Genomic DNA, 24,909 nt, shown 5'->3' on the forward strand with positions numbered 1-24,909 from the left:
CGTCGCTCATCGCATGGCTCCTTCGATGTCGCAGCAGCCCGGGACCGTACGCCGGAGGCCGATGCACGGCACGCTCTGGTCGACAGCAAGGGTGACATCAACCAGAGCGGTGAGCGCGGCGGCGATGTGAGGAGCTGCGGTCTTGTAACGGATCTGCTGACCCTTCGGCCCTGCGACGACGATCCCGCGGCCGCGCAGGCAGGGCGGCTGGTTGGAGACGTTGGTGCGCGCTCCTCGCGGCTCGATGACAGCCTTAGGCCGACACGACAACGAGATGCGATTCCTCGGCCTGGATCAGTTCAGTGTCCTCAGGACACTGGAACACCTCGAGGTCGATTCGACTCGTGCCATCAGATGGGCTGTTGTTGCCGTCAGCGTTTTCAACGCGCCCATCCCCGAAATCAGGGAGATCGGTTTCCGGTGATGGCCCGTCGCCGCTGTCGCCATCGACACCGCCAGGACCAGGAGGCGTCGGCGCGCTCAAGGCAGTAAGGCCCTGAAGAAGATGACAGAGCCGAACTGCGCCGGGGAGGCTGCCCAACGCCGCATCCTGCGCCGAAACATGCCAGGACCTAGCCGTGCCCGACGTCGTGCCCTTAGCCCTGAGATGTGCATCAAGCATTGACGCTGGCAGGCACCATGCCCAGTGATTGAACCACGGTTGAAGTTGCACTTCGGGCGGTTCCGACTGCCACCTCGGGAGCATCCCGGACCAACGTCGCCGGGATGCCGCGTCACCTGCTGTCGAACTCGCGTAGCACGCTTGGCACCGTCCCCTGGAGTCAGGATCTGTAGTACAGGCACGCAGCCATGGCATGAACCGATTCGCGGGCTCAGCAGGCAACACGTAGGTGACATTCGCCGCCGTTCCTACGTAGCTGCTCAACTGGGTGCGGGGCACGTCCACGTACCACGGAGCCCCCGTGGCAGTACCAGAAGACAACGTCTTGAGCTCGAACACGATCGATCCAGATGAAACTGTGACCACGTGGTCTGGCGTTCCTGGCCCAGCATTGTTAGCTGGCGAGTAGACCTTTGCCGTTGGCAACGCCGCGAGCACTTCGAAGGCGAAGAGCGAATCGATCGTCCGCTCAGGCAGGATAGTTGGCACTTGCTCAAGATATCTCTACGCGCGCACAGAAGGCCACATGTAGCGCAGCAATCCGGCCGATATAAGCGCGTTCGCCTCGCTACGCTCGCTCAACGACCGCGAAGGGCTCACACGTTGAAGCGGAACTCCACCGAATTACAGTGATTGCGGAACCTTAGGTGCTAAGGCTGTTCCAAGTCGGCAGAGTACCGCCTGAACTGGGGTTTTAGTGCGAGAAGGCACCGCGCGGAGGGCAACCTGCGTCACTTGGAGCGCCTGAAGGCAGCCTAGCAGCCAGGGTCGCAAGAGTCGCGAGGAGGGCCAGCAGACGCGCTATTCGACAGGTTGGCGCGCCTACAAGACTCCCTATACCTCCAAAGCCGAGATTAAAGGTTCGGCCTACCGCCAACGCTGACCCAGTACGGACACTCGCCATCGTGGTTCGCCCAGTCGCACGCGTGAGGACCCTCGTGGTGGTGCCAGCCGCCGAAGCGACCAAGCCCCTCAGACCAGTGCTTACAGCGGATGACCTTCGGCGCGCGCTCGGTGTCATCAGTAGACATGGGTCCATGATCCCACGCCGCACCGCCGGGACTGCCGGCGCAGTAGCGCCCACCCATGCTGCGCAACGACAGTCATCAGCGACGCTGGCGCTGACACGGCGGGGGTAACGGACCGATAGCTCTTGAGGGTCAGTGCCTAACCATATGATTGGGACAAGGTCACTCGCACCCGGCCCGCCGCCGCTGACCGCCACTCGGGGAGGAGCATCACCATGGCACGCGCACCCATCAACGGGGCCACGCTGACTTGGGCGCGCTCCGTCATGCAGCTGGATGCCCAGGACGTGGCCAGCGCCGCTGGCACAACCCTCGAACGGACACTTGCATTTGAGTCCGGCGACGAGCAGCCGACCCTGAAGCAGCTAGAGAAGATTGCCAAGAAGTTGGACCGGACAATGGCCTTCTTCTTCGCTCCTCCGCCAGCGTCCACGGACGTTCCACAGACCCCTGACTTTCGTGGGCGTGGAGCGGAACCCCTCCCACCCCTTCTAGCGCGCGAGATGCGTCGCGCGGAGCAGCACCGCGACACTGTGTTAGACCTCCAGGGAGCGCCGGAGCGGACGGCCCGAGTGGGTTCCATCACTTGGGACACTTACCGCAAGCGTGCCAGCGAGCTCCGCGCCTATCTCGGTCTCCGCGAAGAGTTTGTCCCCCCCGAGAATGGCCAGAATCAGGTGCTGAACTTTTGGAGAGGACTGCTGGAGCACCATGGCTACCTCGTGTTCCAGACGACCAAGGTGCCTCTCAGCACATTCCGAGGCCTGTCCATTCAGCACGATTCCTTGCCAGTAATCATCCTTAATGGATCCGATTCCAACAACGGCAAGGTGTTCACCCTCTTCCACGAGGTCGCACACCTTGCCAACAAAACCAGCGGCCTGTGCGATCTGGATGAGGATATGGATGAAGAGGCAATCGCCAATTCGTTCGCAGCGAACTTCCTCATGCCCTACAAGCAGGTCACGGCGTTGGTAAAGACACTGGATGGAGAGCCCAGCGACCTAGCATCCAAGGTAGCGGCGCGCTTCAAGGTCAGCTACCTGGCCGCAGGCATCCGTCTCCGGACATTGAATGTAATTGATGACGACGATTTGGAATCCATCTGGCGGGAGAGCGACGCAGTCTGGGCCAAGAGTCGAGCGGACCAGAAGGCAAAGACCGGCGGGCCCGCCCCCTGGCGCGTGCGTTACCGAGACCTTGGTAGCACATATGTCGGCACCGTGGCACGCGCCGTGGAGGACTCCCGAGTTGACTGGATGGATGCCAGTTACCTCCTGAACGCACGGATTCCCATGGTCAGACAGATGTTTGAGGAGTATTACCGGACCGAGGGGAGCAACCAGTGAGCTACACCCTCGATTCAAACATTCTCATCAACATGGAGCGGCTCTACCCCCGCGACATCTTCCCGTCCCTATGGGCTTCACTCGAAGACCTCGTGAGCCAGGGAGAGGCCTGTATCTGCGAAGCAGTCCTCCGCGAGTTGGAGCGAGGCGACGACGACCTCCACATCTGGGCAAAGAACCTCCACGGGTTCCTATGCGCAACGCATCAAGATGAGGTGTTGACGGTGGCCGCCATCACTCAGGCCCACCCCGGCTGGGTGAGCGGAACACAGAACGATGCCGACCCCTGGGTCATTGCCCATGGACTTCAAGAGCAGCGGGTAGTGGTTACCGAGGAAACCCTGAAGGGTCCCAACACCCCGGACCGGAACCAGAAGATCCCCAATATTGCTTCGGAACACGGGGTACCCACCATGAAGTTTTTCGGATTCGTCAAGGCGCAAGGATGGACTTTCTAGCCGCAATGCAAATCTGGGGTCGCTCCCACTCCAGGACAGCAACGGGGTAATCCGAGTATCGGAACCAAGCTTTGAAAGGCTAATTTTGCTGCCCGCCAGTACCGAGTGAGTTGGCTTTTAACGCGGAACCGCTCAAGCACTCTTCCGGTATGTGGCATTGAACACCGCGCTAGCGAGCCATTGCTTGAAGCTGCTGTTGTCCTGGAACTCTTTGAAGAGCTGAGTGTCGTCTGAGATGAGACGCAGCATGACCTGGCTGAGGGCACGGTCGCTCTCGACGCGGGCGTTCACTGGGTCGTCGTTGGCCTGCGCATTCTTGTAGGCCTCGTCCTCGGACACCAGGCGCGGGATCTCTTCGGTGATGAACCGCTGGACACGATCGGCGTCGTTCCACTCGATGTTGCCAAAGTGATCGTTGAAGCTTCGGACGATCGCCGAGAGTCTCTCAAGCTCCGGGTCCGAAAGGTGTCCTCCGCCGTTGGGCGGTGGTGGCGCGAGAATGCCATCTGCGTCTTCAAGCACGATCTTCATCGCGTTGAGCTTCTCAGCGCGATAAGACTCCAAGTCGATGTTCTCGAGGATTCCGGCGGCGAGATCCTCTTCCTTGGGAGCCGGCAGCTTGGGCACGAGGTGGTCAAGGAAGATCGATCGCTTCTCCCACTCAGCGCTACCGTAGGGCAGGACGGTGGAGAGGAAGTTGTACGTGCGAAGGAAGGCTTTGGCATCGCCCTTGAACTTCACCTGGTCATCTTCGTCAGGGAGTTCGATGTACTCAGCGACGCTTGTATCCAGCAGAGGGTCCAGCTGGTCGCGCCTCTCCCCCGCCAGGTACCGGCTAACAAATTCTTCGACCTGCTCAGGTGTGTAGATCCCGAATGCGTCGAGGTCGTTGATCAGGTCATGCAACTTGTTGGCATCTGTCTCTTCAGCCAGCACGGTCGTGCGGTAGTACGGTTCAAACGCGCGCTGGATCTCCTCAGCATCGTTGGCAAAGTCGAGAACGAAGGTGTCGTGCTTCGCCGGATGTGCCCGATTGAGCCGCGACAGCGTCTGCACCGCCAGGACACCCGACAACGCCTTGTCCACGTACATCGTGTGCAGCAGTGGCTCGTCGTAGCCGGTTTGGAACTTGTTCGCGACGACGAGGATCCGATTCGGGTCGGTCTTCACCTGCTCGGCGATCGCGTTGGAGGGGAAGCCATTCAAGCTTGCCTCGGTGACTTTCAGTCCTTTGTACTCGTGCTCACCAGAGAAGGCGACGACCGCCTTGTACGGGCTCTTGCGGGCTGCGAGCGCGTCACGAATCGCATGGAAGTACTCGATGCACCGTGCGATCGACGAAGTTACGACCATTGCCCGCGCTTGGCCGCCGATCTTCCGCTTCGCAACCACCTGGGCAAGGAAGTGCTCGATCACGATGTCGGTCTTCTGAGCAATGGCGTGCTCGTTGCCCTCGACATAGGTGCGAAGTTTCTTCGAGGCGCGCTTCGCATCGAACTCAGGATCGTCCTCCACGGTCTTCATCAGCTTGTAATAGCTGCCGACCGGCGTGTAGTTGGAGAGGACATCGACGATGAAGCCCTCCTGAATCGCCTGCTTCATCGTGTACGAATGGAATGGTCGGAAGCTGGTGCCTCCTTCGGCGTTGGGCACCGGCTCGCCGAATATCTCGAGCGTCTTGTTTTTAGGCGTCGCCGTGAAAGCGAAGTAGCTCGCGTTCGTCAGCAGCTTCTTACCCTCGATGATCCGGTTGATCCGATCCTCGACGGTGTCTTCGTCGTGGGCCTCGATGCCGCCGAGTGCGCTCGAGACGGCCGCCGAAGTCTTCGACCCCTGGGACGAGTGCGCCTCGTCGATAACGATGGCGAACCTACGGTCACGATGGTCTGCTCCGATGTCATCCAGGATGTACGGGAACTTCTGCACCGTGGTGACGATGATCTTCTTGCCCGCCGTGATCGCACGGCGAAGATCTCCGGAGCGGTCGGCATGAACCACGGTCGATCCCACCTGCAGGAACGACTTGATGGTTTGCGTGAGCTGGCTGTCAAGGATGATGCGGTCGGTGACGACGATGATCGAGTCGAACGCGATCCGACCAGCATGTGTGGCCTCGGTGAGCTGGTGAGTCAGCCAGGCAATCGAGTTTGACTTGCCACTGCCAGCCGAGTGTTGAATGAGATAGCGACGACCAGCACCGTTCGCCTCCACATCGGACAGGAGTTGGCGCACGACATCGAGCTGGTGATACCGAGGGAAGATCGCCTTGGAGACCTTCTTGCCAGTCTTCTGGCTCTTTTCAACCACGATCTGCGCATAGTTCTCGATGATCCCGGCGAGACTCTGCGGCGCGAGCACTCGCCGCCACACGTAGTCCGTCATAACTCCATCGGGATTCGGCGGGTTACCCGCACCATCGTTGAATCCTTGGTCGAACGGCAAGAACCACGATGAAGCGCCCTTGAGCTCGGTGCAGAATCGTGCGCGCTGATCGTCCAGGGCGAAGTGTGCGATCGTCCGTCCGAACCCGAACAGCGGCTCACGAAGATCGCGGTCGCGCTGGTACTGCTGAACGGCGTCTTCCACCGTTTGGTTCGTGATGTTGTTCTTCAATTCGAACGTAAAGATGGGCAGACCGTTGACGAACGCCACAAGGTCGACGGCATCCCCCGGGTTACTAACGCTGTGATGCACTTGCCGCGTGACGACGAACCGGTTCGCGGCGAAATGCTCAGCAGCCTTCGGGTTCCCAGCTGCGGGCGTCGGGTAGTACAGGTCGACGTGCAGACCGAGATGGTCGATGCCGTTTCGCAAGACGTGGACGACACCCCGCCGCGTGATCTCACCCTGGAGCCGAGCGAGGAACTTATGACGCGTGGGAGTGTCCGATGCGAGCCCGAGCGAGTCGACGAGATCGGGCTGGGTTGAGTCGATGAACGCAACGAAGTGCTCCAGATCGATCGCGTAGGAAGCGACGTAGTCGCCGGGTGCCCCCGCGGTCCAGCCTCCCTCGCTCATCTGAGTGACGATGAGCGTTTCCAAGCTCTCCTCGTTGAGTCGCTGCATGTTCACTCCTCGCCTTCGCTCAGTGCTTCCTCAAGATCATCATCGGTTGCTGAGACCGTGTTGTCGAACGATTCTGGTGCGTCCGGCAAGGTCGCTGCGATGGCACGGACGTCAACCTGGCCTGTGACCACATCCGCGACCAGTCGGGCCCGGAACTCTCGGAGTAGGTCAACCTCACGCGAGAGTTTGACCGTGATCTGGGTGAAATTGGCATCGATCGCTTCAAGCTCTCGAATGATCCTGTGTTGGACATCCAACCCAGGTACTGGCACTCGAAGCCCACGAACATCTGCGCCGCTCAACTTGTACGTCCCCACGGCTGTGCGACAGGTCGCTTCGATCTGCTCCCTAACCGCAGGTGAATTCAAAACGGCCACAACAAATCGGGAGTCAATGCCAGTTCGGAACCGCATTCTCATGAGGAGATCTGGGTAGATCCGATCCGGCATATCAACCGAGACTCGGCCTGCGCGACCCACAAGCTTAAGGTTCCCGTTGCCACGCACTATAAGTACGTCACCGGCTCGTAACGCGTACTTACCGACGTCCCGAACCGCCGATCGCTCGACATACTTAATATCTGACTCCCAGACATCAACCATGCCGCCCCGGACCACAGAAATACTTACGGTCTGAAGGTCCCCAGACTCGGAGATTTCCGGAGAGACGCCATTCGTCGGGCCTTCCCAAACGATGTTCGCCAGACGTTGCTCCGGGCCAAGACCCTGCAGGAGCGGGGCTCGCTGGACGTTTGCTTGCTCATTCAAAAGGGACATGAGGTGACGCTTGGCGGCGATGGCCTTGTCGATGCGAGCGTTAGCGTGAGCGAGATACTTCACGATCGCCGCCTGCTCCTCCGCTGGCGGAACCGGGAAGCGAATCATCTTGAAGTGCTCTGGCCTTAGGCTCCATTGGTCGGACGTAATGCCATAAGACCAGCGCTCGGCTTCCTTCGCAAACTGCGGGGTGCGCAGGATGTGGTGTAAATATCTTGTGAGAGCATTCCGCGGCGTCATTACGATATAGGCGGGGCTAACAATTCCGCGAAAGGTTGAGCCCCCTGCCGCCCCTTGCCACGCGCGCATCTTGTTATAGACGACATCCCCGGACTCTACGAGTTTGTATTTTGATTTGTCGGCGTTTGACGAATCCTTCTTCGCAGACGAGGACAGGAGATCGGCTTGAGGAATTACGCCGCGTCCTACAGTCACTGAGAGCATCTTTTCATCACCGTGCCCGGCATCCTTGCGCTCAGCAAAGATGGTTCGGGCAGGCTCCCAGGACCAGGAAACAGGTACCTCGGCCAGCCAATCACCTGCAACTTTGTACGAGCCGTACTTAGGGAGATTGCGAAACATCAGTCCTCACCCGCGATCTCAGCGATGAGGTCGTCAGTCTCTGCCTCGAGAGCACGGATGTCAGCTTGAATCTCGGCTAGCGTGCGCATCGACGCTGGCTTGTAGAAGTGGCGCGTGAAGGAGATCTCGTAGCCGATCTTTGTCTTCGACTCATCAATCCAGGCATCCTGCGCGTATGGCGTGACCTCACGCCGGAAGAACGCCTCAGCTCCGTTGGCGTAGCCGCCTTCCGGCTCAGTGAGCGGGACCTGCTCAGTGTCTCGAAGTTCAGTGTCGGGCTCGTACTCCACCACTCGAGTTCGCCCGTCGATGACCGCCTCGTATCGACCGCGCAGCGGGTCGGGCACGGCAGCGTACGGGAGCGCCTTCTTGATGACCGGGGGCGCGGTCTCGTCGCGCACACCGTCTTCCTTGAGTTGCTTGATCTCCTTCGCGGTGTACACGCGGTTCGGGTCCACGCCGACGATGCGCAGCGGTCGCTCGACGGTGATCTTCTGGTAGCCGAAGTCGACCCCGTCGAACACCTTGGAGCAATCGGTGTCGTCGTACTGGTCGAATGCGGTGAAGGCCTCGAGCACCATGTCGGCGTCGGTCGCACTGATTTCCACGCCCTTCTCGCCGAGGTTCTTGCGCAGCGGTGTCGACCAGCCTGTGGCATCGATGAGCTGAACTTTGCCTTTGCGGCGCTCTTCCTTTCGGTTCGAGAGCACCCACACATAGGTGGCGATGCCGGTGTTGTAGAACATCTTGAGCGGCAGCGCGACGATCGCTTCGAGCCAGTCATTTTCGATGATCCACCGGCGGATGTTGCTCTCGCCCTGGCCGGCGTCGCCCGTGAAGAGCGACGACCCGTTGTGCACAGACGCGATCCGGGAGCCGCGATCGGTTTCCTGCTTCATCTTCGAGATCAGGTTTGCGAGGAACATCAGCTGCCCGTCGCTGCTGCGCGTGACAAGCGAGTATTCGCTGTCGCCATCGTGAGTCACAATGAACCGAGGGTCGATGATCTTCTTCGCGCCGCCGAGCCGGTCCTGGTCGGTCTTCCAACTCTTGCCGTACGGCGGATTCGAGAGCATGAAGTCGAACTCTTGGCCCGCGAACGCATCGTTGGAGAGGGTCGAGTACTCCGGGCCACCGACGATGTTGTCTGCAGCCTTGCCATCGCCTTTGAGGATCAGGTCGGCCTTCGCGATCGCATACGTCTCGGCGTTGATCTCCTGCCCGTACAAGTGGGTCGAAACCTTCTTGCCAGACGATTCCGTGAGGTGATGCAGCGTCTCCTCAGCGACGGTCAGCATGCCGCCGGTGCCCATAGCGCCGTCGTAGAGGCGGTACGTGCCCGACGGGATGGCGTCAGCGATCGGTTCGAACATCAGCCGGGTCATGAGTCGGACGGCGTCGCGCGGTGTCCAGTGCTCGCCGGCCTCTTCGTTGTTCTCCTCGTTGAAGCGGCGCACAAGTTCTTCGAAGACCGTGCCCATCCCGTGGTTGTCCATCCTCGCTGGGGAGAGATCGAGATCTGGGGCGAGGAACTTCTCGATCAACGCACCGAGCGCGTCGGCCTTCGTGAGCCGAGGTAGCTGGTTACGGAACTCGAAGTTCTCGATGATCTCCTGCACATTGGGCGAAAACCCGTCCAGGTACGCCTCGAAGTTCTGCCTAAGGCGCGTCGAGTTCGATACGTGGCGCAGGTCCTGCAGCGAGAAACCAGACGTGTTGTAGAAGTCCTGCCTGGCCGCATCCCGCAGCGGTGCGTCCTGGTCGGCGACGCCTGCCTCATCCAGCATCTTCTTCATCGCCATCACTGCATCGCGCGTCGTGCCGAGGACGCTGTCCAGGCGACGCAGGACCGTGAAGGGAAGGATCACGTCCCGGTACTTGCCTCGGACATAGAGGTCGCGGAGCACATCGTCAGCGATATTCCAGATGAGCGCCACGATTCGAGAGTGGTTGATGGAGCTGTGTGGCACGGGGATCCTTCACTGGTGACTAGACAACCTGCCGAGCGGCGGTGCTGGCACTGGTAATGCCGCCCAACACTGAAGGTAGACGGCAACACTGACATTCTCTCAGCTCGCGCGAGACCTTGTATGCCCAGACAGGATCCGCGCGACGCCGCCCGCTCGCCACGCAAGAGCGGCTCAAGCACCGACCGTCACCGTCGGATGATCAGGGACTGAGCCTCGACCTCGAGCTGTTCAGCGAGGGCGTCGACCGAATCCAGCGTGAGGTTGCGCTCCCCACGCTCGATCCCGGCGAGGTATCGAGTCGATACACCGAGCTCTTCAGCAAGACCTTCCTGCGATAGCCGACGCGCAAGGCGCAGATCGCGCACCTGCGCTCCGAGCACCTTCTTCAGCGGTTCTGTCACACAACCAGCCTCGGGTCTGGTAGTCATGACTTCCAGAAAGTTATCGCTTCCAGTTGCAGTCGAGGCAGGGTCGCTCGCGACTCGAACTGAGCCGCATCAAGACCTCGAAGGAGAGGAGCATGGCCATGCCCGATTCGCAGCAGATCCCCGACGGGAGCTCGCCAGCTCTCCCCCGCGTCCTGCACACACCGCGCAGCAGGGCACTGCTCTCGGAATCGTGGGCTCAAGCAGAGGAGGCGAAGCGGATGGAGCGGGCAGGCGACGACCTCCAGCTTCCGTATGAAGCCTATGCAGCCGGTGAACCCTGCCGCGCATGTGGGCGCGCCCTTCTCGGCGAGCCGGCCCTGGGCATGGACGAAGAGAGCCTTGCGCAGATCAACGCCGCCAATGCCGAGTTCCGAGCCGAGCACAAGGCATGCAACATGGGTGTTTGGCGTCTCGAGAACAACAGGGTGGAGCACTGCCACCTGTGCTGTCCGTTCCCGCCACTTTCGCCGACTCAGCGCGATGAGCTCCGACAGCTCCTATACCCACCATCATTGCACATCGACCGCAGCGCCACTTGGCGAGTGGAACTGACCTGCCAGCACGTCGAGACCTTGGTCGGGCATTCCCCTCGCTACGTTGAGCCAACCGTCCAATGCACCGAATGCGCTGTCATCCGCGGCGTGGTCAAAGCCGTGCGAATCGATGACCAGGCGAAGGCTGGTGACGGCGGCAGCGACATCGAGGGCCTCCAGCCCGACTATCAACGACTCACAGATGAGCAATGGAGCTGGATCAAGCACATCGTCCACACAGAAGAGGGCGCTCGCCGCGGGCGGCCACGCACTGACATACGCACGATCGTCGACGCGGCTCTCTACAAGACCCGCACCGGCATCTCGTGGCGCGAGCTCCCAGCTGAGTTCGGGTCATGGCAGACCGCCTTGCGCCGGCACAACCAACTGATCGCGAGCTCCCAGTGGGACGAGATCACTCGCACTCTGGCGGAACCAGACCTGCCCCAGTGAACTGCGGCGTCGTTGAGACGACCCACTTTTGAGTCAGCGCTTAGACCGAGAAATCGCCCCCGAGCGACTCTATCTTGCCCCGGAACTGGCCAGCCGATTGCCTGCTCCGCCACACACCGCGAAAGCAAGACTCGGCCCCTGCGGAAGCTCCGCAGGGGCCGATCAAAATCCCAGGCCGGCGGCACTAATACTTAGTATCTGTTAGTCGACCGGAACTCGTCCGCCGAGCCAGATAGGAATCCGCGGAGGCAAACCCCTGGTCGGACGCCCTTTTTTAGACATTGAATCTGAATTCAACTACGTTACGCATCCGGCAAACATCAAGTCCTGATCAGTCGAAGTACTTGGAAAATCGTTGCGAAATCTCTAGGACCGCGCCGAGGTTGCCCTGCATGTCGAGTTCCTTCGCGATGAGCTTCACCTGAGCGGCCGCCTGTCCGAGCGGAATCTCATTAGCCTCTGCTCTTGCTATCGATACGCGAATGGCGAGGGTGAGGTTGTGCGAATCCCGTCGATCCTGAAGCGCTGCGTCCGACGCCGCTTGAGCGGTCGCGAGATCACCCTCCGCAAGAGCCAGTTTCGCTTTGACGTTGTTCAGCACAGCAGATGGAGCACCGGGAGAACCGTCAACTCGTGCGAGGGTCTCCTTTGCCTTCGAAATCAGGCCTTCGTCGATCTGCACGCTGGCCAGAGAAAGGGGAGCTTCGACAAATTGCGGATCGAGCTCGACGCATCTGGTGAACTCACGTATCGCACTGGCCCGATCGTCGAGTTGCATCGCGATTCGCCCCAGCCTGTATCGATATCGGGGATTCTTAGGCTCCCGAACGACTGCTTGCGCCATCACCTTGCTCGCGTCTACCAACATGCCTTGCGCCTCAAGCGCCTGCGAGTATGTCGAGAGCGCGTAGGGGGTGTCTCCCCCCATGTCAATCGCCGTTTTAGCGGCTGCGGCCGCCCCCGGCCAGTCCTGCATCCTGACACGCACCTGAGCGATGTCGGCATAGAGCTGAGCTTTGTTGTTCCTGAACGGGATTGCGCGCTCGTACCAGGCGATGGCCTCCGACCACTTTCGATCTGCCTGCTCGACCCGGCCCCGGTCACGCATCACACCAGCGTTTTGAGGGTTGTCGCGAACGAGCACATCACCGAGCGCGCGAGCTTCCGGAAGCCTGCCCAGCTGGGCCAAAGTCTTCATGCGAACCCTGTTGGCAGGTAGGTCGACGACGTCGTCACCCGTTAGCGCTTCTTCAAGATGTTCGAGTGCGGCCTCGTATCGCCGTTCATGGAACAACTCGACACCGGTTTCGTACAGTGTTCCTATCAGCCCCTGTCTGAGGTCACGGGCCTCATTGAGGCGGCCGGAAAGGCCCAGCACCTTGACGGTGGAGAGCAGCGACGCTGTGTAGTTTTCGTCAGTTGGCTCAATGCCGGAAAGGCGCGCTAGGAGTATGTCGGCCAACGCCGCTGTCTGCGGGGCATAGTCGGGCTGCTTCCGAAACGAACGCAGATAGTAGTCGCGCAATAGCGGATGAAGCGTGAGCGTTCCGGAGTCAGCGAGCCGAACGAGCGAGTAGCTAGTGGCTTCGTCGACCGAGAGGGAGAATTCCTCCGCGCTTAGTTCAAGATTATTCGCCAGGTCCTCACCACTCAGTGGGCCATCGACCAGCGACAGCACCTCGAGCATCCGCCAGGTAACGCTCTGGATGCGAGCGGGATCGATCAAGTCAGTCGCGATTTCGTGGCGCTTATCGTTCAGCGACGCCCCGTTGAGCGGGAGTTGCGGTGCTACCACCTCGAGGGCGAGCGGGTGCCCATCGAGTTCGAGCGCGACGGACTTCAGGTCGTCGTCCTCGCCGGACGCGCCCTGCGCTCGCAGGAGAGGTATCGCGTGCTTCGGGTGAAGTCCCTGAAGGTAGATGCTCCGCACTGCAGTCTCAAGAGATGCAGAAATCCTCGGCCGACGACGCGAAGTGAAGATGACCAGCCGATCCGTGTTTTGGTCTGCTTCGTGAACGGCTGCCACTACGTGCTCGGCAAGACGGTCGAGCGCGCCGTCCTCGGTGAGCCAGTGCTCAGCGTCTTCGAAAACGAGCACGCCACCCGCGACGATGTACTCGTGGATCATCATGCGAGTGTGTTCGACAAGTTCGGTTAGCGTCGAAGATTCTGCCGCTGGAGATTTCTGAAGCGATGAAGCCAGCAACAAGTCCAGTTCGGGCTCCGCTGTGCCGCTAGAGACACGGACTCGCGCGACCGTCCCCTGACCGGTAGTAATCCGCTGAAGCGCTTCTCTCGCCAACGAGCGCTTGCCGCTCCCCGGAACGCCGCATATCCACAGCGCAGCGGTGGTCGAAGCGTAGAGGTGTTCCTCAATGATCCCGATCTCATCGTTGCGGTTGAAGAACCGCCTGCGCGGCGCGGGAGCTGGCTCGTTCTTCCGAAGTACTCCCGCAATCAATTCGGCTGTGTCAGCGCCCCGTGCCTGCAGGAACGGACGCAGCCGGAAGGGCACGGGAGTCTCGTCTAGGCAGATTATGCGGAGTGCGATCGCGCTGTCTTCGAGCCACCGAGTGAAAGCCAGCGTTGTCTCGTACTGCACCCACTTAGATCGGGCCGACACTGCGGACCACAGGAGCACGAAGTCGGTAGCAGCCTCGATCCCATCACTTATCTCGTGCCACAGGACATCGCCGAGATCGATCTCATGGAGGTCGACCCACGCATCATCTTCGAGCAGCGCTTTGAGGTCAATGGCCAAAGGCTTGTCAGGTCCAGCGTGCGAGATAAAGAACCGTTTTGACATGCGCCGCTTTCTTCCTATAGGTCGACGGATCGACTGTATTACATCGGACTTATGCGGTTGCAAGCATTCATTCACTTGAGAAGAGGCTACGATCCGCGACCGGACCTAGCGACGGCGGTACGCCTTCATTGAACGGAAACGAGATTCGATCGCGTTCCGCACCCGACCAACGTCTCGATACTACAGTGAGTGCGTGGCTGAGGCCCCATGCGCCGTCATCCGCGGCGTGGTCCAAGCCGTGCGAATCGATGACCAGGCGAAGAATGGTGACGCCAGCAGCGTCACCGAGGGCCTCCAGTCTGACTCTCAACGACTCACAGATAGCAATGGAGCTGGATCAAGATATCGTCCCCACACAGAAAAGGGCCCTCGCCGCGGACGGCCACGCACTGACATACGTACGATCGTCGACGCCGCTCTCTACAAGACCCGCACCGGCATCACGTGGCGCGAGCTCCCAGCAGAGTTCGGGTCATGGCAGACCGCCTTGCGCCGGCACCGCCAACTGATCGCGAGCTCCCAGTGGGACGAGATCACTCGCACTCTGGCGGAACGAGACCTGCTCCAGTGAACCGCGGCGTCGTCGAGGCGACCGACTATTGAGTCAGGCTGCTTATTGAGTCAGCGCACCTGCCGAGAGATCGCGCGTCGAACGACTCGAACCCTCCGCAGCATTGGCCAGCCGAGGCTGCGTCCCAGAGGCGCTCCCGCACCGCAGAGAGCAGAATCGGCCCCTGCGGAAGCTCCGCAGGGGCCGATCAAAGTCCCAGGTCAGCGGACCAAACGCTTAGCAACTGATGGTAGATCGGAACTCGTCCGCCAAGCCAAATCGGAAGCTGCGAAGGTAAAAGCCCTGGTCAGACGCGCTTTTTTAGACATTAAACCTGAATTCAACCACGTCGCCATCCTTCATGACGTACTCCTTGCCCTCGATGCGCACCCAGCCCTTGGCCTTGGCCTCAGCCATGGAGCCAGCCTCCATGAGCTGGTCGAAGGAGACGATCTCCGCCTTGATGAAGCCGCGCTCGAAGTCGGTGTGGATCACGCCGGCGGCCTGCGGGGCGGTGGCTCCCTTGGGGATCGTCCAGGCGCGGGACTCCTTCGGACCGGCGGTCAGGTAGGACTGCAGGCCGAGGGTGTCGTAGCCGACGCGGGCGAGCTGGGCGAGGCCCGACTCCTCCTGGCCGGTGGACTCGAGCATCTCGGCCGCTTCGTCCTCGTCGAGTTCGATGAGCTCGGACTCGAACTTCGCGTCCAGGAAGATCGCCTCGGCCGGGGCGACCAGGTTGCGCAGCGCCTGCTGCGAGGAGGCGTCGGCGAGACCCTCTTCGTCGGTGTTGAAGACGTAGATGAAGGGCTTGGCGGTCATCAGCTGCAGCTCGCGGATCGCGGCGACGTCGATGCCGGCGCCCTCGGCGCCCTGGTAGAGCGTCTTTCCGGTCTCCAGCAGCGCCTTCGCCTTGATGACGTTCGGCAGCACGGCGGAGTCGACCAGGCCGCGCTTGGTGTCCTTCTCCAGTCTCTGCATCGAGTTCTCGATGGTCTGGAGATCGGCGAGGATCAGCTCGGTGGTGATGACCTCCATATCGTTGGAGGGATCGGTGGAGCCCTCCACACGGGTCACGTCCGGATCGGCGAAAGCACGAGTGACCTGGCAGATCGCGTCGGCCTCACGGATGTTGGCCAGGAACTTGTTGCCCAGGCCCTCCCCTTCGCTCGCGCCCTTGACGATGCCCGCGATGTCCACGAAGGACACCGTCGCCGGCAGCAGCTTCTGACTGCCGAACACGGTGGCGAGCTCCGCCAGTCGCGGGTCCGGCAGCGGCACCATGCCGATGTTGGGGTCGATGGTCGCGAACGGGTAGTTCGCGGCGAGGACCTCAGCGCGGGTCAGGGCGTTGAAGAGGGTGGACTTGCCAACATTGGGCAGGCCGACGATTCCGATAGTTAGAGCCACGGGAGCTGATTCTACGGGGCCACGGGCGATCACGCTGCCGGACAGCAGGTGATGTCGCGAACCCCGACCCGGCCCATGGCGGAGCTGGCCGGGCCCGCGGGGGTCCGGCCGGCGCAAGGCCGTCGTTCAGTAGGCGACGGTGAAACGGGTCCGCTGATGCGCTGGCTCCTCGATCTCGTCGACCAGCGCGAGCGCCAGATCCGCGCCGGAGATGAAGGACTCACCGTCCTCGTCGGTCAGCAGCACATCCCCGCCCACACGATAGGCACCCTTCGCCTCACCCGGGGCGAAGCTGCCGAAGCCACCGGCAGGACTGAGGAAGAACCACTCCACACCCTCATCGGACTCCCGCAGGTCCTGCAGGACGGCGTCGAGCACCCGCGGCTCCTCGGCGAACTCCGCCGGAAACTCCGGGGTGTCCACGAGCTTCGGGCCGCCCTCGGCGACCAGGAGCGAACCGGCACCGCCGATCACGCCGAGCCGCACACCCTTCTCCGCTGCGAGCCGGGCGAGAGAGGACTGCACGCCCCGGAAGACCTCCTTGTCCGCCATGTCGCCGCGGGGGGAGAGGGCGGAGACGACTACGTCGGCACCCTCGAGAATGCTCGCGAGGAAGTCTTCCTCCCGTACGTCACCCTGGCGGTACTCGACGCCGTCGACGGGCTTCCCGGCGGCCGTCCGGCTGACGGCGAGGACCTCGTGGCCGCGACGGGCGGCTTCCGCGGCGAGATGGCCTCCGGCGTATCCGGTGCCGCCGAGAATGATGATGCGAGCCATGGACTCTCCTTCCGGGCGCTCTGCTGAGCGCAATATTCGGTGCAGGGCAGATCCGCCCCACCTCCACGACTCAGGTCGTGGGCTTGACACTCACTCTAGGTGACCTAGTCTCTACTGGAAAGTAGGCACCTCACGGTAACCGGCCTCCTGAGGCCCGGGCCCTCGCTCCTCGATCTCTCTGCACCGTCTCCGCCGCACCCCAGGAGCCACCGACATGGCCTTGCTCGACTACGACCCGTATGCGCGCGATTGCCCCTCTCGCCAGTTGCTGGACCGAATCGGCGACCGCTGGACCGTGCTCGTCGTCGGCCTCCTCGAGGACGGACCGCTGCGCTTCTCCGAACTCTCCCGCCGCATAGACGGCATCTCCCAGAAGATGCTCACCCAGACCCTGCGCGCCCTCGAGGCCGACGGGCTGGTGCTGCGCACCGCGTTTCCGGAGATCCCACCGCGCGTCGAGTACGAGCTGACACCCCTCGGCCGTTCCCTCCTGGATCCGTTGCAGGTGCTCGTCGCATGGGCCACGGAGAACATGGGCGAGGTGCAGGCCGCCCGGGACCGTGCGGCCGCCGCCTGAGCGGAGATCCGCGGAGTGCCGGACGCCCCAGGACATGGCTGGGCAGGGGCGCCTGTGCAGGACACGGCACGATGCAGGCGTGGCTCCCCTCGTCCGTCGGACCCCCGTGATGTCCTGATCCCATGAGCGGTACACAGATGCTTCTGCTGGGACTGGTGCTCGGTGCGGCGGTGGGCGCCGTGGCGACCTGGCTGCTCCTGCGCGAGCGGGCCCTGCACCGGGAACGGGGCCGACGGGCGCAGTCCGATGCCGCCGGGGCGCTGCTGCGCCTGGCCGATGAACGCCATGAGCGTGATGTCGCCCGCCGGGACGCCGCCGAGGAGGAGCGCGAGGCCGATCTGCAGCGCACCCTCGCCCCGATCACCGCGACCCTCAGCCACCTCGAACGCTCACTCGCGCGATCCGAGGCCGCCCGGGTCGATGCTGAGGGGGCTCTGCGCTCTCACCTGTCCCAGCTCGCTCAGCGCGCCCAGTCCCTCGAGTCCGGCACCAGCGCGCTCACCGCCGCGCTGCGCGCCCCCACCACCCGCGGCCGCTGGGGCGAGGTGCAGCTGCGCCGGATCGTCGAGGCCGCCGGGATGCTCGAGCACGTGGACTTCTCCGAGCAGCTCAGCGGCACCCGAGCCGACGGGAACGCCGGGCAGCGCCCGGACCTGGTGGTGCACCTGGCCGGCGACCGCCACGTGGTGATCGACGCGAAGGCACCGATGGACGCCTATCTCGACGCGACCGAGGAGACCGACCCGGAGCGCGCCGCAGCCCGCCGGAAGGCGCACGCCAAGGCGCTGCGTCACCACGTGGGAGTGATCTCGTCGAAGGCCTACTGGAAGGCGCTCGGGGACACACCGGAGTTCACGGTACTGTTCGTGCCGAGCGACGGGGTGCTCGCCGCCGCGCTGGAGACGGATCCGGCACTGCTCGAGGATGCCTTCAGCCGCGACGTGGTGATCGCCTCCCCCGCGACCCTCGTCGCGCTGCTGCGCACCGTCGCCCACACCTGGCGCACCGATGCCCTGAACCGAGATGCCCGTGAGGTGCTCGAGACCGGCCGCGAGCTGCACCACCGGCTCGGCACCTTCACCGGCCACCTCGGCAAGGTGGGCCGCTCCCTGGACTCCTCCGTCGCCGCGTTCAACGAGGCGGTGGGCTCGCTGCAGTCGCGAGTGATGGTCACCGCCCGCAAGTTCGAGGAGCTGGGGCTGAGCGGCATTGCGGTGGATGAGGTCGAGCAGCTCACCCGGCGCGCCCGCACCCTCGAGGAGTCGGAGATCGCGGAGCTCGCCGGCCCCGGCACAGCGGCCCTCCCGGAGCATGCGAGACGCTCCGCCGGCTGACCAGCTGGACAGGACTGCCGCTCAGGACTCGGCGGTCGCGCTCTCACCGGTGGGCTTCGTGCGGCTGTCGCTCAGGCCGCGGTTCTTCATCTCCTGGCGCAGTTCGCGCGGCAGGGAGAACATGAGGTCCTCGGTCGCGGTGCGGACCGGCTTCACATCGCCGTAGCCCCGCTCTGCGAGCTCGGCCAGCAGCTGCTGGACCAGCACATCAGGCACCGAGGCACCGGAGGTCACACCCACGGTCTCGACGCCCTCGAACCACTCCTCGCGCAGCTCGGAGACCGAGTCGATGCGATGGGAGGCCTTCGCACCGGCATCCTTGGCGACCTCCATCAGGCGCACGGAGTTCGAGGAGTTCGGGGAGCCGACCACCAGCACCAGGTCCGCGTCGGGGGCGATCTTCTTGATCGCGACCTGACGGTTCTGGGTGGCGTAGCAGATGTCATCGCTGGGCGGCGCCTGCAGGGTCGGGAAGCGCTCGCGCAGCTTGTCGACCGTCTCCATGGTCTCGTCGACGCTGAGGGTGGTCTGGGACAGCCAGACGACCTTCTCGGGATCGCGCACGGTGACCTTGTGGACGTCGTCCGGCGAGTTCACGATCTGCACGTGGTCGGGTGCCTCACCAGCGGTGCCCTCGACCTCCTCGTGACCGTCATGGCCCACCAGCAGGATGTCGTAATCCTCGCGGGCGAAGCGCACCGCCTCCTTGTGGACCTTGGTCACCAGGGGGCAGGTCGCATCGATGGTGCGGAGGTTGCGCTCCTCGGCCATCTCGCGCACCTTCGGGGAGATGCCGTGGGCGGAGAAGATCACGAGCGCACCCTCGGGCACCTCGTCGACCTCCTCGACGAACACGGCGCCCTTCTCCTTCAGGCGATCCACCACGAATTTGTTGTGGACGATCTCGTGGCGTACGTAGATGGTCTCGTCGTAATGCTCCAGGGCACGTTCGACGGCGACCACAGCTCGGTCGACACCCGCGCAGTAGCCGCGCGGCTCGGCAAGAAGGACGGTTCCGGTGCTCACGCCTCCCATCGTAGGAGGGGAAGCACGCTGGTGGCAGAGTGGTGGGGCAAGACTCACCATCCCTCCACAGCCGCCGTGCATCCACAGCCGGGCACGGCTGCGGCGAGCTGTCCGGGCCTCGTGCCAGAGTGGACCCATGACCCAGACCTCCCCCGAGCCGGATGCGGACGGCGGCACGACGCCACGGCCCGCCCTGGCCGCCACCGCAGCGCAGACCACCGCAGAGAATCCATGGCCGCTGCGGCAGCTGTCCGTCAAGGTCGGCGAGTACGTGGCGAGGATGGCTCCGCTCTGGGTCGAGGGCGAGATCGTCCAGCTCAACCGGCGCCCCGGCGCAGGCATGAGCTTCATGACGCTGCGAGACATCGACGTGGACATGTCCTTCTCGGTCCCGGTCCGTGAGCATGTGCTGCGCACCCTCCCGGTCGAGCCGGTCCCGGGTGCGCGCGTGGTGATCCATGCCAAGCCCACCTTCTGGACCAAGCGCGGCAGCCTCCAGCTCGAGGCCGACGACATCCGCCCGGTGGGCCTCGGCGAGCTGCTGGCCCGGCTCGAGCAGCTCAAGCGGGTGCTCGCCGCCGAGGGGCTGTTCGCGGCCTCCCGGAAGCAGCCGCTGCCCTTCCTGCCCCGCGTGGTGGGCCTGATCTGCGGTCGGGAGTCCGCGGCCGAGCGCGACGTGGTGGTCAACGCCCAGCGCCGCTGGCCGGCGGTGCAGTTCGAGATCCGCGAGGTCGCGGTCCAGGGCGTCAAGGCGGTGCGGGAGGTCTCCGCGGCCCTGCGCGAGCTGGACGAGCGGGAGGAGGTCGACGTCATCATCATCTCCCGCGGCGGCGGCTCCCTCGAGGACCTGCTCCCCTTCTCCGACGAGCAGCTCACCCGGCTGGTCGCCGCGGCGAAGACTCCGATCGTCTCCGCCATCGGCCACGAGGTGGACACCCCGCTGATCGACCTCGCAGCGGATGTCCGTGCCTCCACGCCCACTGATGCCGCCAAGCGCGTGGTCCCCGACATCCAAGCCGAGATCGAGCAGCTGGATCTGGGCCGCACCCGACTGCGGGCAGGGATCCGGGCCCGCATCGAGCGTGAGCAGTCCGCGCTGGATGCCCTGCGCTCCCGTCCCGTGCTCGAGAATCCCGCCACGATCCTCGCCGGCCGGGCTGACGAGATCCGATCCCGGATCTCCCTGGCCCGCACCCTGATCGGTTCCCGCCTGGACCGGGCGGCCGACGAGATCGACCATCTGGGACGCCAGGTGCGCTCCCTCAGCCCGCTGGCGACCCTCGAGCGCGGCTACGCCGTGGTCCAGGACGCCGAAGGGACGATCATCCGCGCCCCGGAGGAGTCCGCCGCCGGGCAGGCGCTCTCGGTCCGTGTGGCCGGGGGTCGCTTCGGAGTGGAGCGCACCCTCAGCGACCCGTACACCCCGCCCACCCAGACCGCCCCGTCCGACCAGACCACCCCTTCCGAGGAGCCCCGATGACCCCGAGCACAAGCCCCGAGAACGACCTGACCGCGACCGAGGGCGACCCCACGGCCGGCAGCCGCGCCGTCACACCTGCCGAGGGTGAGCAGCATCTGCCCGCGGATATCGCCGCGCTCTCCTACGAGGCCGCTCGTGACCAGCTGGTCGACGTGGTGCGTCGGCTCGAGTCCGGGCAGGGCGGGCTCGAGGACTCGATCGAGCTGTGGGAGCGCGGCGAGATGCTCGCCCGTCGCTGCCAGCAGTGGCTCGACGGCGCCCGCGAACGCCTCGACGACGCCGTCGCCGCACGGCGCTCGGAGGACGGCACCTCGCGCTGACGCAGCACGACTGCGGGCCGTTCAGCGAAGCGACGTGAGTGCTGCCCCTGCGAGCTCCTCGAGCTCGGCCTGTTCCGCGTTCCCATGGACGAGGACGCCCCAATCCGCGCCCTGACAGGAGATGCCGAGCAGCCCAGCGCCCTGGTCACCGCCGCTGAGGAGGCTGCATTCGGTCCCCTCGATGGTGAGCTCCTCCTCGACGACGACACCCGGCAAGGCGGAGGCGAGCATCGGAGCGCTGACCTCCGACCCCTCGGTGAGAGTGACCAGCTGCCCCTGCGGCGAGGAGTACTGCACGACCCACCGCGGATCCTGCCCGTCGGCGAAACGTGCGGAGCGTTCGCTCCACCCTTCCCCCACCGCGGGCACAGCTACCGGGAACGGCGCGCTGCGCTGCGCACGCTCCGCGCTCGCAGAGACATCCAGCGCAGAGTTCTCCAGCGGCTCCCGCTCCAGATCGCTGCCCACGCCGAAGAAGGCGATACCGATCACGACCACCACGGCCATCGTCAGCGCGAGCGCCCACACCATGTTCCGCAGCACAGTGTTCTTCTTCGACGGCAGCTCATAGGCGGACTTCGGCTGCGAACGGGGAGCCGAGAGTGCTGCCTGCGTAGACGCTGCTGACTGTTCCGGGCGCGCAGTCCGGTCGATCGGCGCGGCGTGCTCCGGAGGTGCGGAGGTCTCATGATCGGGATCGTGCATGGGCCCATTGTCCCTGTAGGCCACCGCATCGGCTGTCAGGGGAGAGTCGCTCTGCCCGTCGACTTCACCACAGGCTCCGCACCACACCTCGCCGCAGTCCATCGGGCGAAGCGCACCATCGCCTGCTCCTGCGTTCGCCCCGCTCCCGGAAACCTGCGATGATCGAGCGGTGACCGCGAGATTCCTGATCGTCGGAGAAGCACTCACTGACATCGTCGTCGACGCCGACGGCGTCCGTCGTGAGCATCCCGGCGGATCCCCCCTGAACGTGGCCGTGGCGCTCAGCCGCCTCGGCCATCCCACCGAGCTCCTCACCCGCATCGGCGACGATCCGCGCGGCGACGCGATCCGTGCCCACCTGGAGGCGTCCGGCGTGCACCTGACGGCAGGCAGCTCGGTCTCCGCACCGACCTCCACCGCGCTCGCGCGGCTGAATGCTGAGGGCGCCGCCACCTACGAGTTCGATCTGCTCTGGGACCCCGACCCGTCGGGCCTGCCCGCCCAGGTCGAGGCGGTGCACACCTCCTCGATCGCCGCCGTGCTGGACCCCGGCGCCCGCACCGTGCTCGATGTGCTGCGCAGCCGTCGAGAGAGCGCCACCATCAGCTACGACCCCAATGCCCGCCCCTCCCTGATGGGGACGCCCGAGCTGGTGCGCGAACGGGTCGAGGCGAGCCTGGCCCTGAGCGATGTGGTCAAGGCCTCGGATGAGGACGTGGCCTGGCTGTACGGCACCGACGACGTCGAGGACGTGGTCGCCTCCTGGCGTTCGCTCGGCCCGGCGCTGACGGTGCTGACCCGAGGCGCCGAGGGCGCGGTGGGCTTCGCCGCATCAGGCCGGGTGCAGGTCTCCCCCGTCGTCGTCGACGCGGTCGACACCGTCGGCGCCGGTGACACCTTCTCCGCCGGGATCCTGGACGCCCTCGCCGCGAAGGGACTGCTGGGGGCTCAGCGCCGCCCGGCGCTGGCCGCGATGCCGAGCGATGACCTCGCCACCGTGCTGAGACGCGCCGCGGCCCTCGCCGCGATCACCGTCTCGCGCGCCGGCGCGAACCCGCCCTGGAGCCACGAACTCAGCTGACCGGCGGCTGCGATCACCACCGTCCCATGGGGAGCGCACGCCCCGGATCACTTCTCCTGCCCCTGTTCGTTCTCACCGATCCACTGCATGACAACCCCGAGGGAGGCCTCTCCATGAACCAGTCCACGACCGCCGCGCAGCAGGACGGCTACCGCATCGAGCACGACACCATGGGCGAGGTGCGGGTGCCTGCCTCAGCCCTGTACCGGGCGCAGACCCAGCGTGCGGTGGAGAACTTCCCGATCTCCGGTCAGGGCCTGGAGCCCGCGCACATCCACGCCCTCGCCCAGGTGAAGAAGGCGGCAGCGCGCGCGAACCAGGACCTCGGGGTGCTGGATCCGGCCATCGCCGACGCGATCGTGGCCGCGGCCGATGCGGTGATCGCCGGCGAGCATGACGATCAGTTCCCGGTGGACACCTACCAGACCGGCTCCGGCACCAGCTCGAACATGAACATGAACGAGGTGCTCGCGACGCTCGCGACGAACGCCGGCACCGAGGTCCACCCCAATGACCACGTGAACTGCTCGCAGTCCTCGAATGACGTCTTCCCCACCTCGGTGCACGTGGCCGTCACCCAGGGCGTCGTCGAGAAGCTGCTGCCCGCGCTCGCCCACCTCGCCACGTCGCTCGAGGCTAAGGCCGAGGCCTGGAAGAGCGTGGTCAAGGCCGGCCGCACCCACCTGATGGACGCCACCCCGGTGACCCTCGGCCAGGAGTTCGGCGGCTACGCGGCATCGATCCGCTACGGCATCGAGCGCGTCGAGGCGGCTCTGCCGCGCACCGCGGAGGTCCCCCAGGGCGGCACCGCCGTGGGCACCGGCATCAACACCCCGATCGGCTTCCCGCAGAAGGTCATCGCGAACCTCGCCGAGCAGACCTCGCTGCCGCTCACCGAGGCGCGCAACCACTTCGAGGCGCAGTCCAACCGCGACGGCCTGGTCGAGATGTCCGGCGCGCTGCGCACCATCGCGGTCTCCCTCACCAAGATCTGCAACGACCTGCGCTGGATGGGCTCGGGCCCCAACACGGGCCTCGGCGAGATCTCGATCCCCGACCTGCAGCCGGGATCCTCGATCATGCCCGGCAAGGTCAACCCCGTGATCCCCGAGGCCGTGCTGATGGTGTGCGCGAAGGTCATCGGCAACGACGCGGCGATCGCCTGGGGCGGTGCACAGGGCTCCTTCGAGCTGAACGTGCAGATCCCGCTGATGGGCACCAGCCTGCTGGAGTCGATCCGCCTGCTCGCCAACGCCTCCACCGTGCTGGCGGACAAGACAGTCGACGGCCTGGTCGCCAACGAGGAGAAGGCCCGCTTCTACGCGGAGGCCTCCCCCTCGATCGTCACCCCGCTGAACAAGCTGATCGGCTACGAGAGCGCCGCGAAGATTGCCAAGCACGCGGTCGCCGAGCGCATCTCCGTGCGCGAGGCCGTCGTCGCTCTGGGCTTCGTGGAGCGAGGCGAGCTCACCGAGGCGCAGCTGGACGAGGCGCTGGACGTGCTGTCCATGACGGCACCGAAGGCCTGATCCCGGTGCCGACCGCTCGGAGTGCCTGAGGGGCGGGCCGGGACGGGCGCTC

At 64.2% G+C, this 24,909-nt stretch carries 19 protein-coding genes and 1 pseudogene; 10 read left to right on the forward strand and 10 right to left on the reverse strand.

Going from position 1 to position 24,909, the window contains the following annotated elements; translation table 11 throughout:
* Window positions 1-6: 6 nt before the first annotated feature.
* Window positions 7-228 (reverse strand): annotated as a pseudogene (locus Q0937_RS00640) (transcriptional regulator); the annotation flags it as partial.
* Between the two features lie 1,637 nt (window positions 229-1,865).
* Here Q0937_RS00640 and Q0937_RS00645 point away from each other — a divergent pair.
* Both Q0937_RS00645 and Q0937_RS00650 read left to right on the forward strand, forming a co-directional pair.
* Complete coding sequence (locus Q0937_RS00645) at window positions 1,866-2,999, forward strand: ImmA/IrrE family metallo-endopeptidase (protein ID WP_299298503.1); 1,134 nt, start codon at window positions 1,866-1,868, stop codon at window positions 2,997-2,999.
* Entirely contained in the window at window positions 2,996-3,457 is a 462-nt protein-coding gene (locus Q0937_RS00650) for a DUF4411 family protein (protein WP_299298505.1), read from the forward strand. The genes Q0937_RS00645 and Q0937_RS00650 overlap by 4 nt, the downstream gene beginning before the upstream one ends.
* 132 nt (window positions 3,458-3,589) lie before the next feature.
* Here the strand turns inward: Q0937_RS00650 and Q0937_RS00655 are convergent, their stop codons facing one another.
* The 4 genes from Q0937_RS00655 to Q0937_RS00670 form a co-directional block, all read right to left on the reverse strand.
* Window positions 3,590-6,523, reverse strand: coding sequence for a type I restriction endonuclease subunit R (locus tag Q0937_RS00655; protein WP_299298507.1), 2,934 nt, complete (start codon window positions 6,521-6,523; stop codon window positions 3,590-3,592).
* Between the two features lie 2 nt (window positions 6,524-6,525).
* Window positions 6,526-7,881: a hypothetical protein gene (locus Q0937_RS00660; protein WP_299298509.1), complete on the reverse strand. Its 1,356-nt coding sequence runs from the start codon at window positions 7,879-7,881 to the stop codon at window positions 6,526-6,528.
* Window positions 7,881-9,818, reverse strand: coding sequence for a class I SAM-dependent DNA methyltransferase (locus Q0937_RS00665; RefSeq protein WP_299298511.1), 1,938 nt, complete (start codon window positions 9,816-9,818; stop codon window positions 7,881-7,883). The genes Q0937_RS00660 and Q0937_RS00665 overlap by 1 nt, the downstream gene beginning before the upstream one ends.
* A 218-nt stretch (window positions 9,819-10,036) precedes the next feature.
* The gene (locus Q0937_RS00670) at window positions 10,037-10,279 is read right to left on the reverse strand and encodes a helix-turn-helix domain-containing protein (protein ID WP_222103199.1); all 243 of its coding nucleotides are present in this window, start codon (window positions 10,277-10,279) and stop codon (window positions 10,037-10,039) included.
* Between the two features lie 92 nt (window positions 10,280-10,371).
* Here Q0937_RS00670 and Q0937_RS00675 point away from each other — a divergent pair, with 92 nt between their 5' ends.
* Window positions 10,372-11,265: a transposase gene (locus tag Q0937_RS00675; protein WP_299298516.1), complete on the forward strand. Its 894-nt coding sequence runs from the start codon at window positions 10,372-10,374 to the stop codon at window positions 11,263-11,265.
* Between the two features lie 331 nt (window positions 11,266-11,596).
* On the opposite strand, the gene Q0937_RS00680 is transcribed toward Q0937_RS00675, so the two are convergent.
* A complete protein-coding gene (locus Q0937_RS00680; protein WP_299298519.1) occupies window positions 11,597-14,071 on the reverse strand; it encodes a TIR domain-containing protein in 2,475 nt (824 codons plus the stop codon).
* Between the two features lie 238 nt (window positions 14,072-14,309).
* On the opposite strand from Q0937_RS00680, the gene Q0937_RS00685 reads away from it, so the two are divergent.
* Window positions 14,310-14,642, forward strand: coding sequence for a transposase (locus Q0937_RS00685; RefSeq protein ID WP_299299616.1), 333 nt, complete (start codon window positions 14,310-14,312; stop codon window positions 14,640-14,642).
* Between the two features lie 300 nt (window positions 14,643-14,942).
* Here the strand turns inward: Q0937_RS00685 and ychF are convergent, their stop codons facing one another.
* Window positions 14,943-16,028: a redox-regulated ATPase YchF gene (gene ychF / locus Q0937_RS00690; RefSeq protein WP_299298522.1), complete on the reverse strand. Its 1,086-nt coding sequence runs from the start codon at window positions 16,026-16,028 to the stop codon at window positions 14,943-14,945.
* 126 nt (window positions 16,029-16,154) lie between these two features.
* Window positions 16,155-16,805: an NAD(P)-dependent oxidoreductase gene (locus Q0937_RS00695; RefSeq protein ID WP_299298525.1), complete on the reverse strand. Its 651-nt coding sequence runs from the start codon at window positions 16,803-16,805 to the stop codon at window positions 16,155-16,157.
* A 214-nt stretch (window positions 16,806-17,019) separates the two neighbouring features.
* On the opposite strand from Q0937_RS00695, the gene Q0937_RS00700 reads away from it, so the two are divergent.
* Window positions 17,020-17,382 (forward strand): helix-turn-helix domain-containing protein, encoded by a 363-nt coding sequence (locus Q0937_RS00700; protein WP_299298528.1) that lies wholly within the window; start codon window positions 17,020-17,022, stop codon window positions 17,380-17,382.
* A gap of 122 nt (window positions 17,383-17,504) precedes the next feature.
* On the forward strand, window positions 17,505-18,716 hold the full coding sequence (locus tag Q0937_RS00705; RefSeq protein ID WP_299298531.1) for a DNA recombination protein RmuC: 1,212 nt from the start codon (window positions 17,505-17,507) through the stop codon (window positions 18,714-18,716).
* Window positions 18,717-18,737: 21 nt separating this feature from the next.
* On the opposite strand, the gene Q0937_RS00710 is transcribed toward Q0937_RS00705, so the two are convergent.
* The gene (locus Q0937_RS00710) at window positions 18,738-19,751 is read right to left on the reverse strand and encodes a 4-hydroxy-3-methylbut-2-enyl diphosphate reductase (RefSeq protein WP_299298534.1); all 1,014 of its coding nucleotides are present in this window, start codon (window positions 19,749-19,751) and stop codon (window positions 18,738-18,740) included.
* Between the two features lie 127 nt (window positions 19,752-19,878).
* Here Q0937_RS00710 and xseA point away from each other — a divergent pair, with 127 nt between their 5' ends.
* Both xseA and Q0937_RS00720 read left to right on the forward strand, forming a co-directional pair.
* On the forward strand, window positions 19,879-21,222 hold the full coding sequence (gene xseA, locus Q0937_RS00715) for an exodeoxyribonuclease VII large subunit (protein ID WP_299298537.1): 1,344 nt from the start codon (window positions 19,879-19,881) through the stop codon (window positions 21,220-21,222).
* Window positions 21,219-21,542 (forward strand): exodeoxyribonuclease VII small subunit, encoded by a 324-nt coding sequence (locus tag Q0937_RS00720; RefSeq protein ID WP_299298540.1) that lies wholly within the window; start codon window positions 21,219-21,221, stop codon window positions 21,540-21,542. Before xseA ends, Q0937_RS00720 begins: the two co-directional genes overlap by 4 nt.
* 21 nt (window positions 21,543-21,563) lie before the next feature.
* On the opposite strand, the gene Q0937_RS00725 is transcribed toward Q0937_RS00720, so the two are convergent.
* A complete protein-coding gene (locus Q0937_RS00725; protein ID WP_299298542.1) occupies window positions 21,564-22,247 on the reverse strand; it encodes a DUF4245 domain-containing protein in 684 nt (227 codons plus the stop codon).
* Window positions 22,248-22,416: 169 nt separating this feature from the next.
* On the opposite strand from Q0937_RS00725, the gene Q0937_RS00730 reads away from it, so the two are divergent.
* Window positions 22,417-23,328, forward strand: a complete 912-nt coding sequence (locus Q0937_RS00730; RefSeq protein WP_299298545.1) for a carbohydrate kinase — start codon at window positions 22,417-22,419, stop codon at window positions 23,326-23,328.
* Window positions 23,329-23,441: 113 nt separating this feature from the next.
* Window positions 23,442-24,857: an aspartate ammonia-lyase gene (locus Q0937_RS00735; protein WP_299298547.1), complete on the forward strand. Its 1,416-nt coding sequence runs from the start codon at window positions 23,442-23,444 to the stop codon at window positions 24,855-24,857.
* Window positions 24,858-24,909: the final 52 nt, after the last annotated feature.

This window comes from uncultured Brachybacterium sp., from assembly GCF_947500705.1.
GTDB lineage: Bacteria > Actinomycetota > Actinomycetes > Actinomycetales > Dermabacteraceae > Brachybacterium.

Bases quoted from the DNA above. Each gene is read 5' to 3' on its own strand.
- Q0937_RS00645 (WP_299298503.1), top strand. From the start codon at position 1,866: ATGGCACGCGCACCCATCAACGGGGCCACGCTGACTTGGGCGCGCTCC.
- Q0937_RS00655 (WP_299298507.1), bottom strand. From the start codon at position 6,523: ATGCAGCGACTCAACGAGGAGAGCTTGGAAACGCTCATCGTCACTCAG.
- Q0937_RS00660 (WP_299298509.1), bottom strand. From the start codon at position 7,881: ATGTTTCGCAATCTCCCTAAGTACGGCTCGTACAAAGTTGCAGGTGAT.
- Q0937_RS00670 (WP_222103199.1), bottom strand. From the start codon at position 10,279: ATGACTACCAGACCCGAGGCTGGTTGTGTGACAGAACCGCTGAAGAAG.
- Q0937_RS00675 (WP_299298516.1), top strand. From the start codon at position 10,372: ATGGCCATGCCCGATTCGCAGCAGATCCCCGACGGGAGCTCGCCAGCT.
- Q0937_RS00680 (WP_299298519.1), bottom strand. From the start codon at position 14,071: ATGTCAAAACGGTTCTTTATCTCGCACGCTGGACCTGACAAGCCTTTG.
- Q0937_RS00695 (WP_299298525.1), bottom strand. From the start codon at position 16,805: ATGGCTCGCATCATCATTCTCGGCGGCACCGGATACGCCGGAGGCCAT.
- Q0937_RS00700 (WP_299298528.1), top strand. From the start codon at position 17,020: ATGGCCTTGCTCGACTACGACCCGTATGCGCGCGATTGCCCCTCTCGC.
- Q0937_RS00705 (WP_299298531.1), top strand. From the start codon at position 17,505: ATGAGCGGTACACAGATGCTTCTGCTGGGACTGGTGCTCGGTGCGGCG.
- Q0937_RS00710 (WP_299298534.1), bottom strand. From the start codon at position 19,751: ATGGGAGGCGTGAGCACCGGAACCGTCCTTCTTGCCGAGCCGCGCGGC.
- xseA (WP_299298537.1), top strand. From the start codon at position 19,879: ATGACCCAGACCTCCCCCGAGCCGGATGCGGACGGCGGCACGACGCCA.
- Q0937_RS00720 (WP_299298540.1), top strand. From the start codon at position 21,219: ATGACCCCGAGCACAAGCCCCGAGAACGACCTGACCGCGACCGAGGGC.
- Q0937_RS00725 (WP_299298542.1), bottom strand. From the start codon at position 22,247: ATGCACGATCCCGATCATGAGACCTCCGCACCTCCGGAGCACGCCGCG.
- Q0937_RS00735 (WP_299298547.1), top strand. From the start codon at position 23,442: ATGAACCAGTCCACGACCGCCGCGCAGCAGGACGGCTACCGCATCGAG.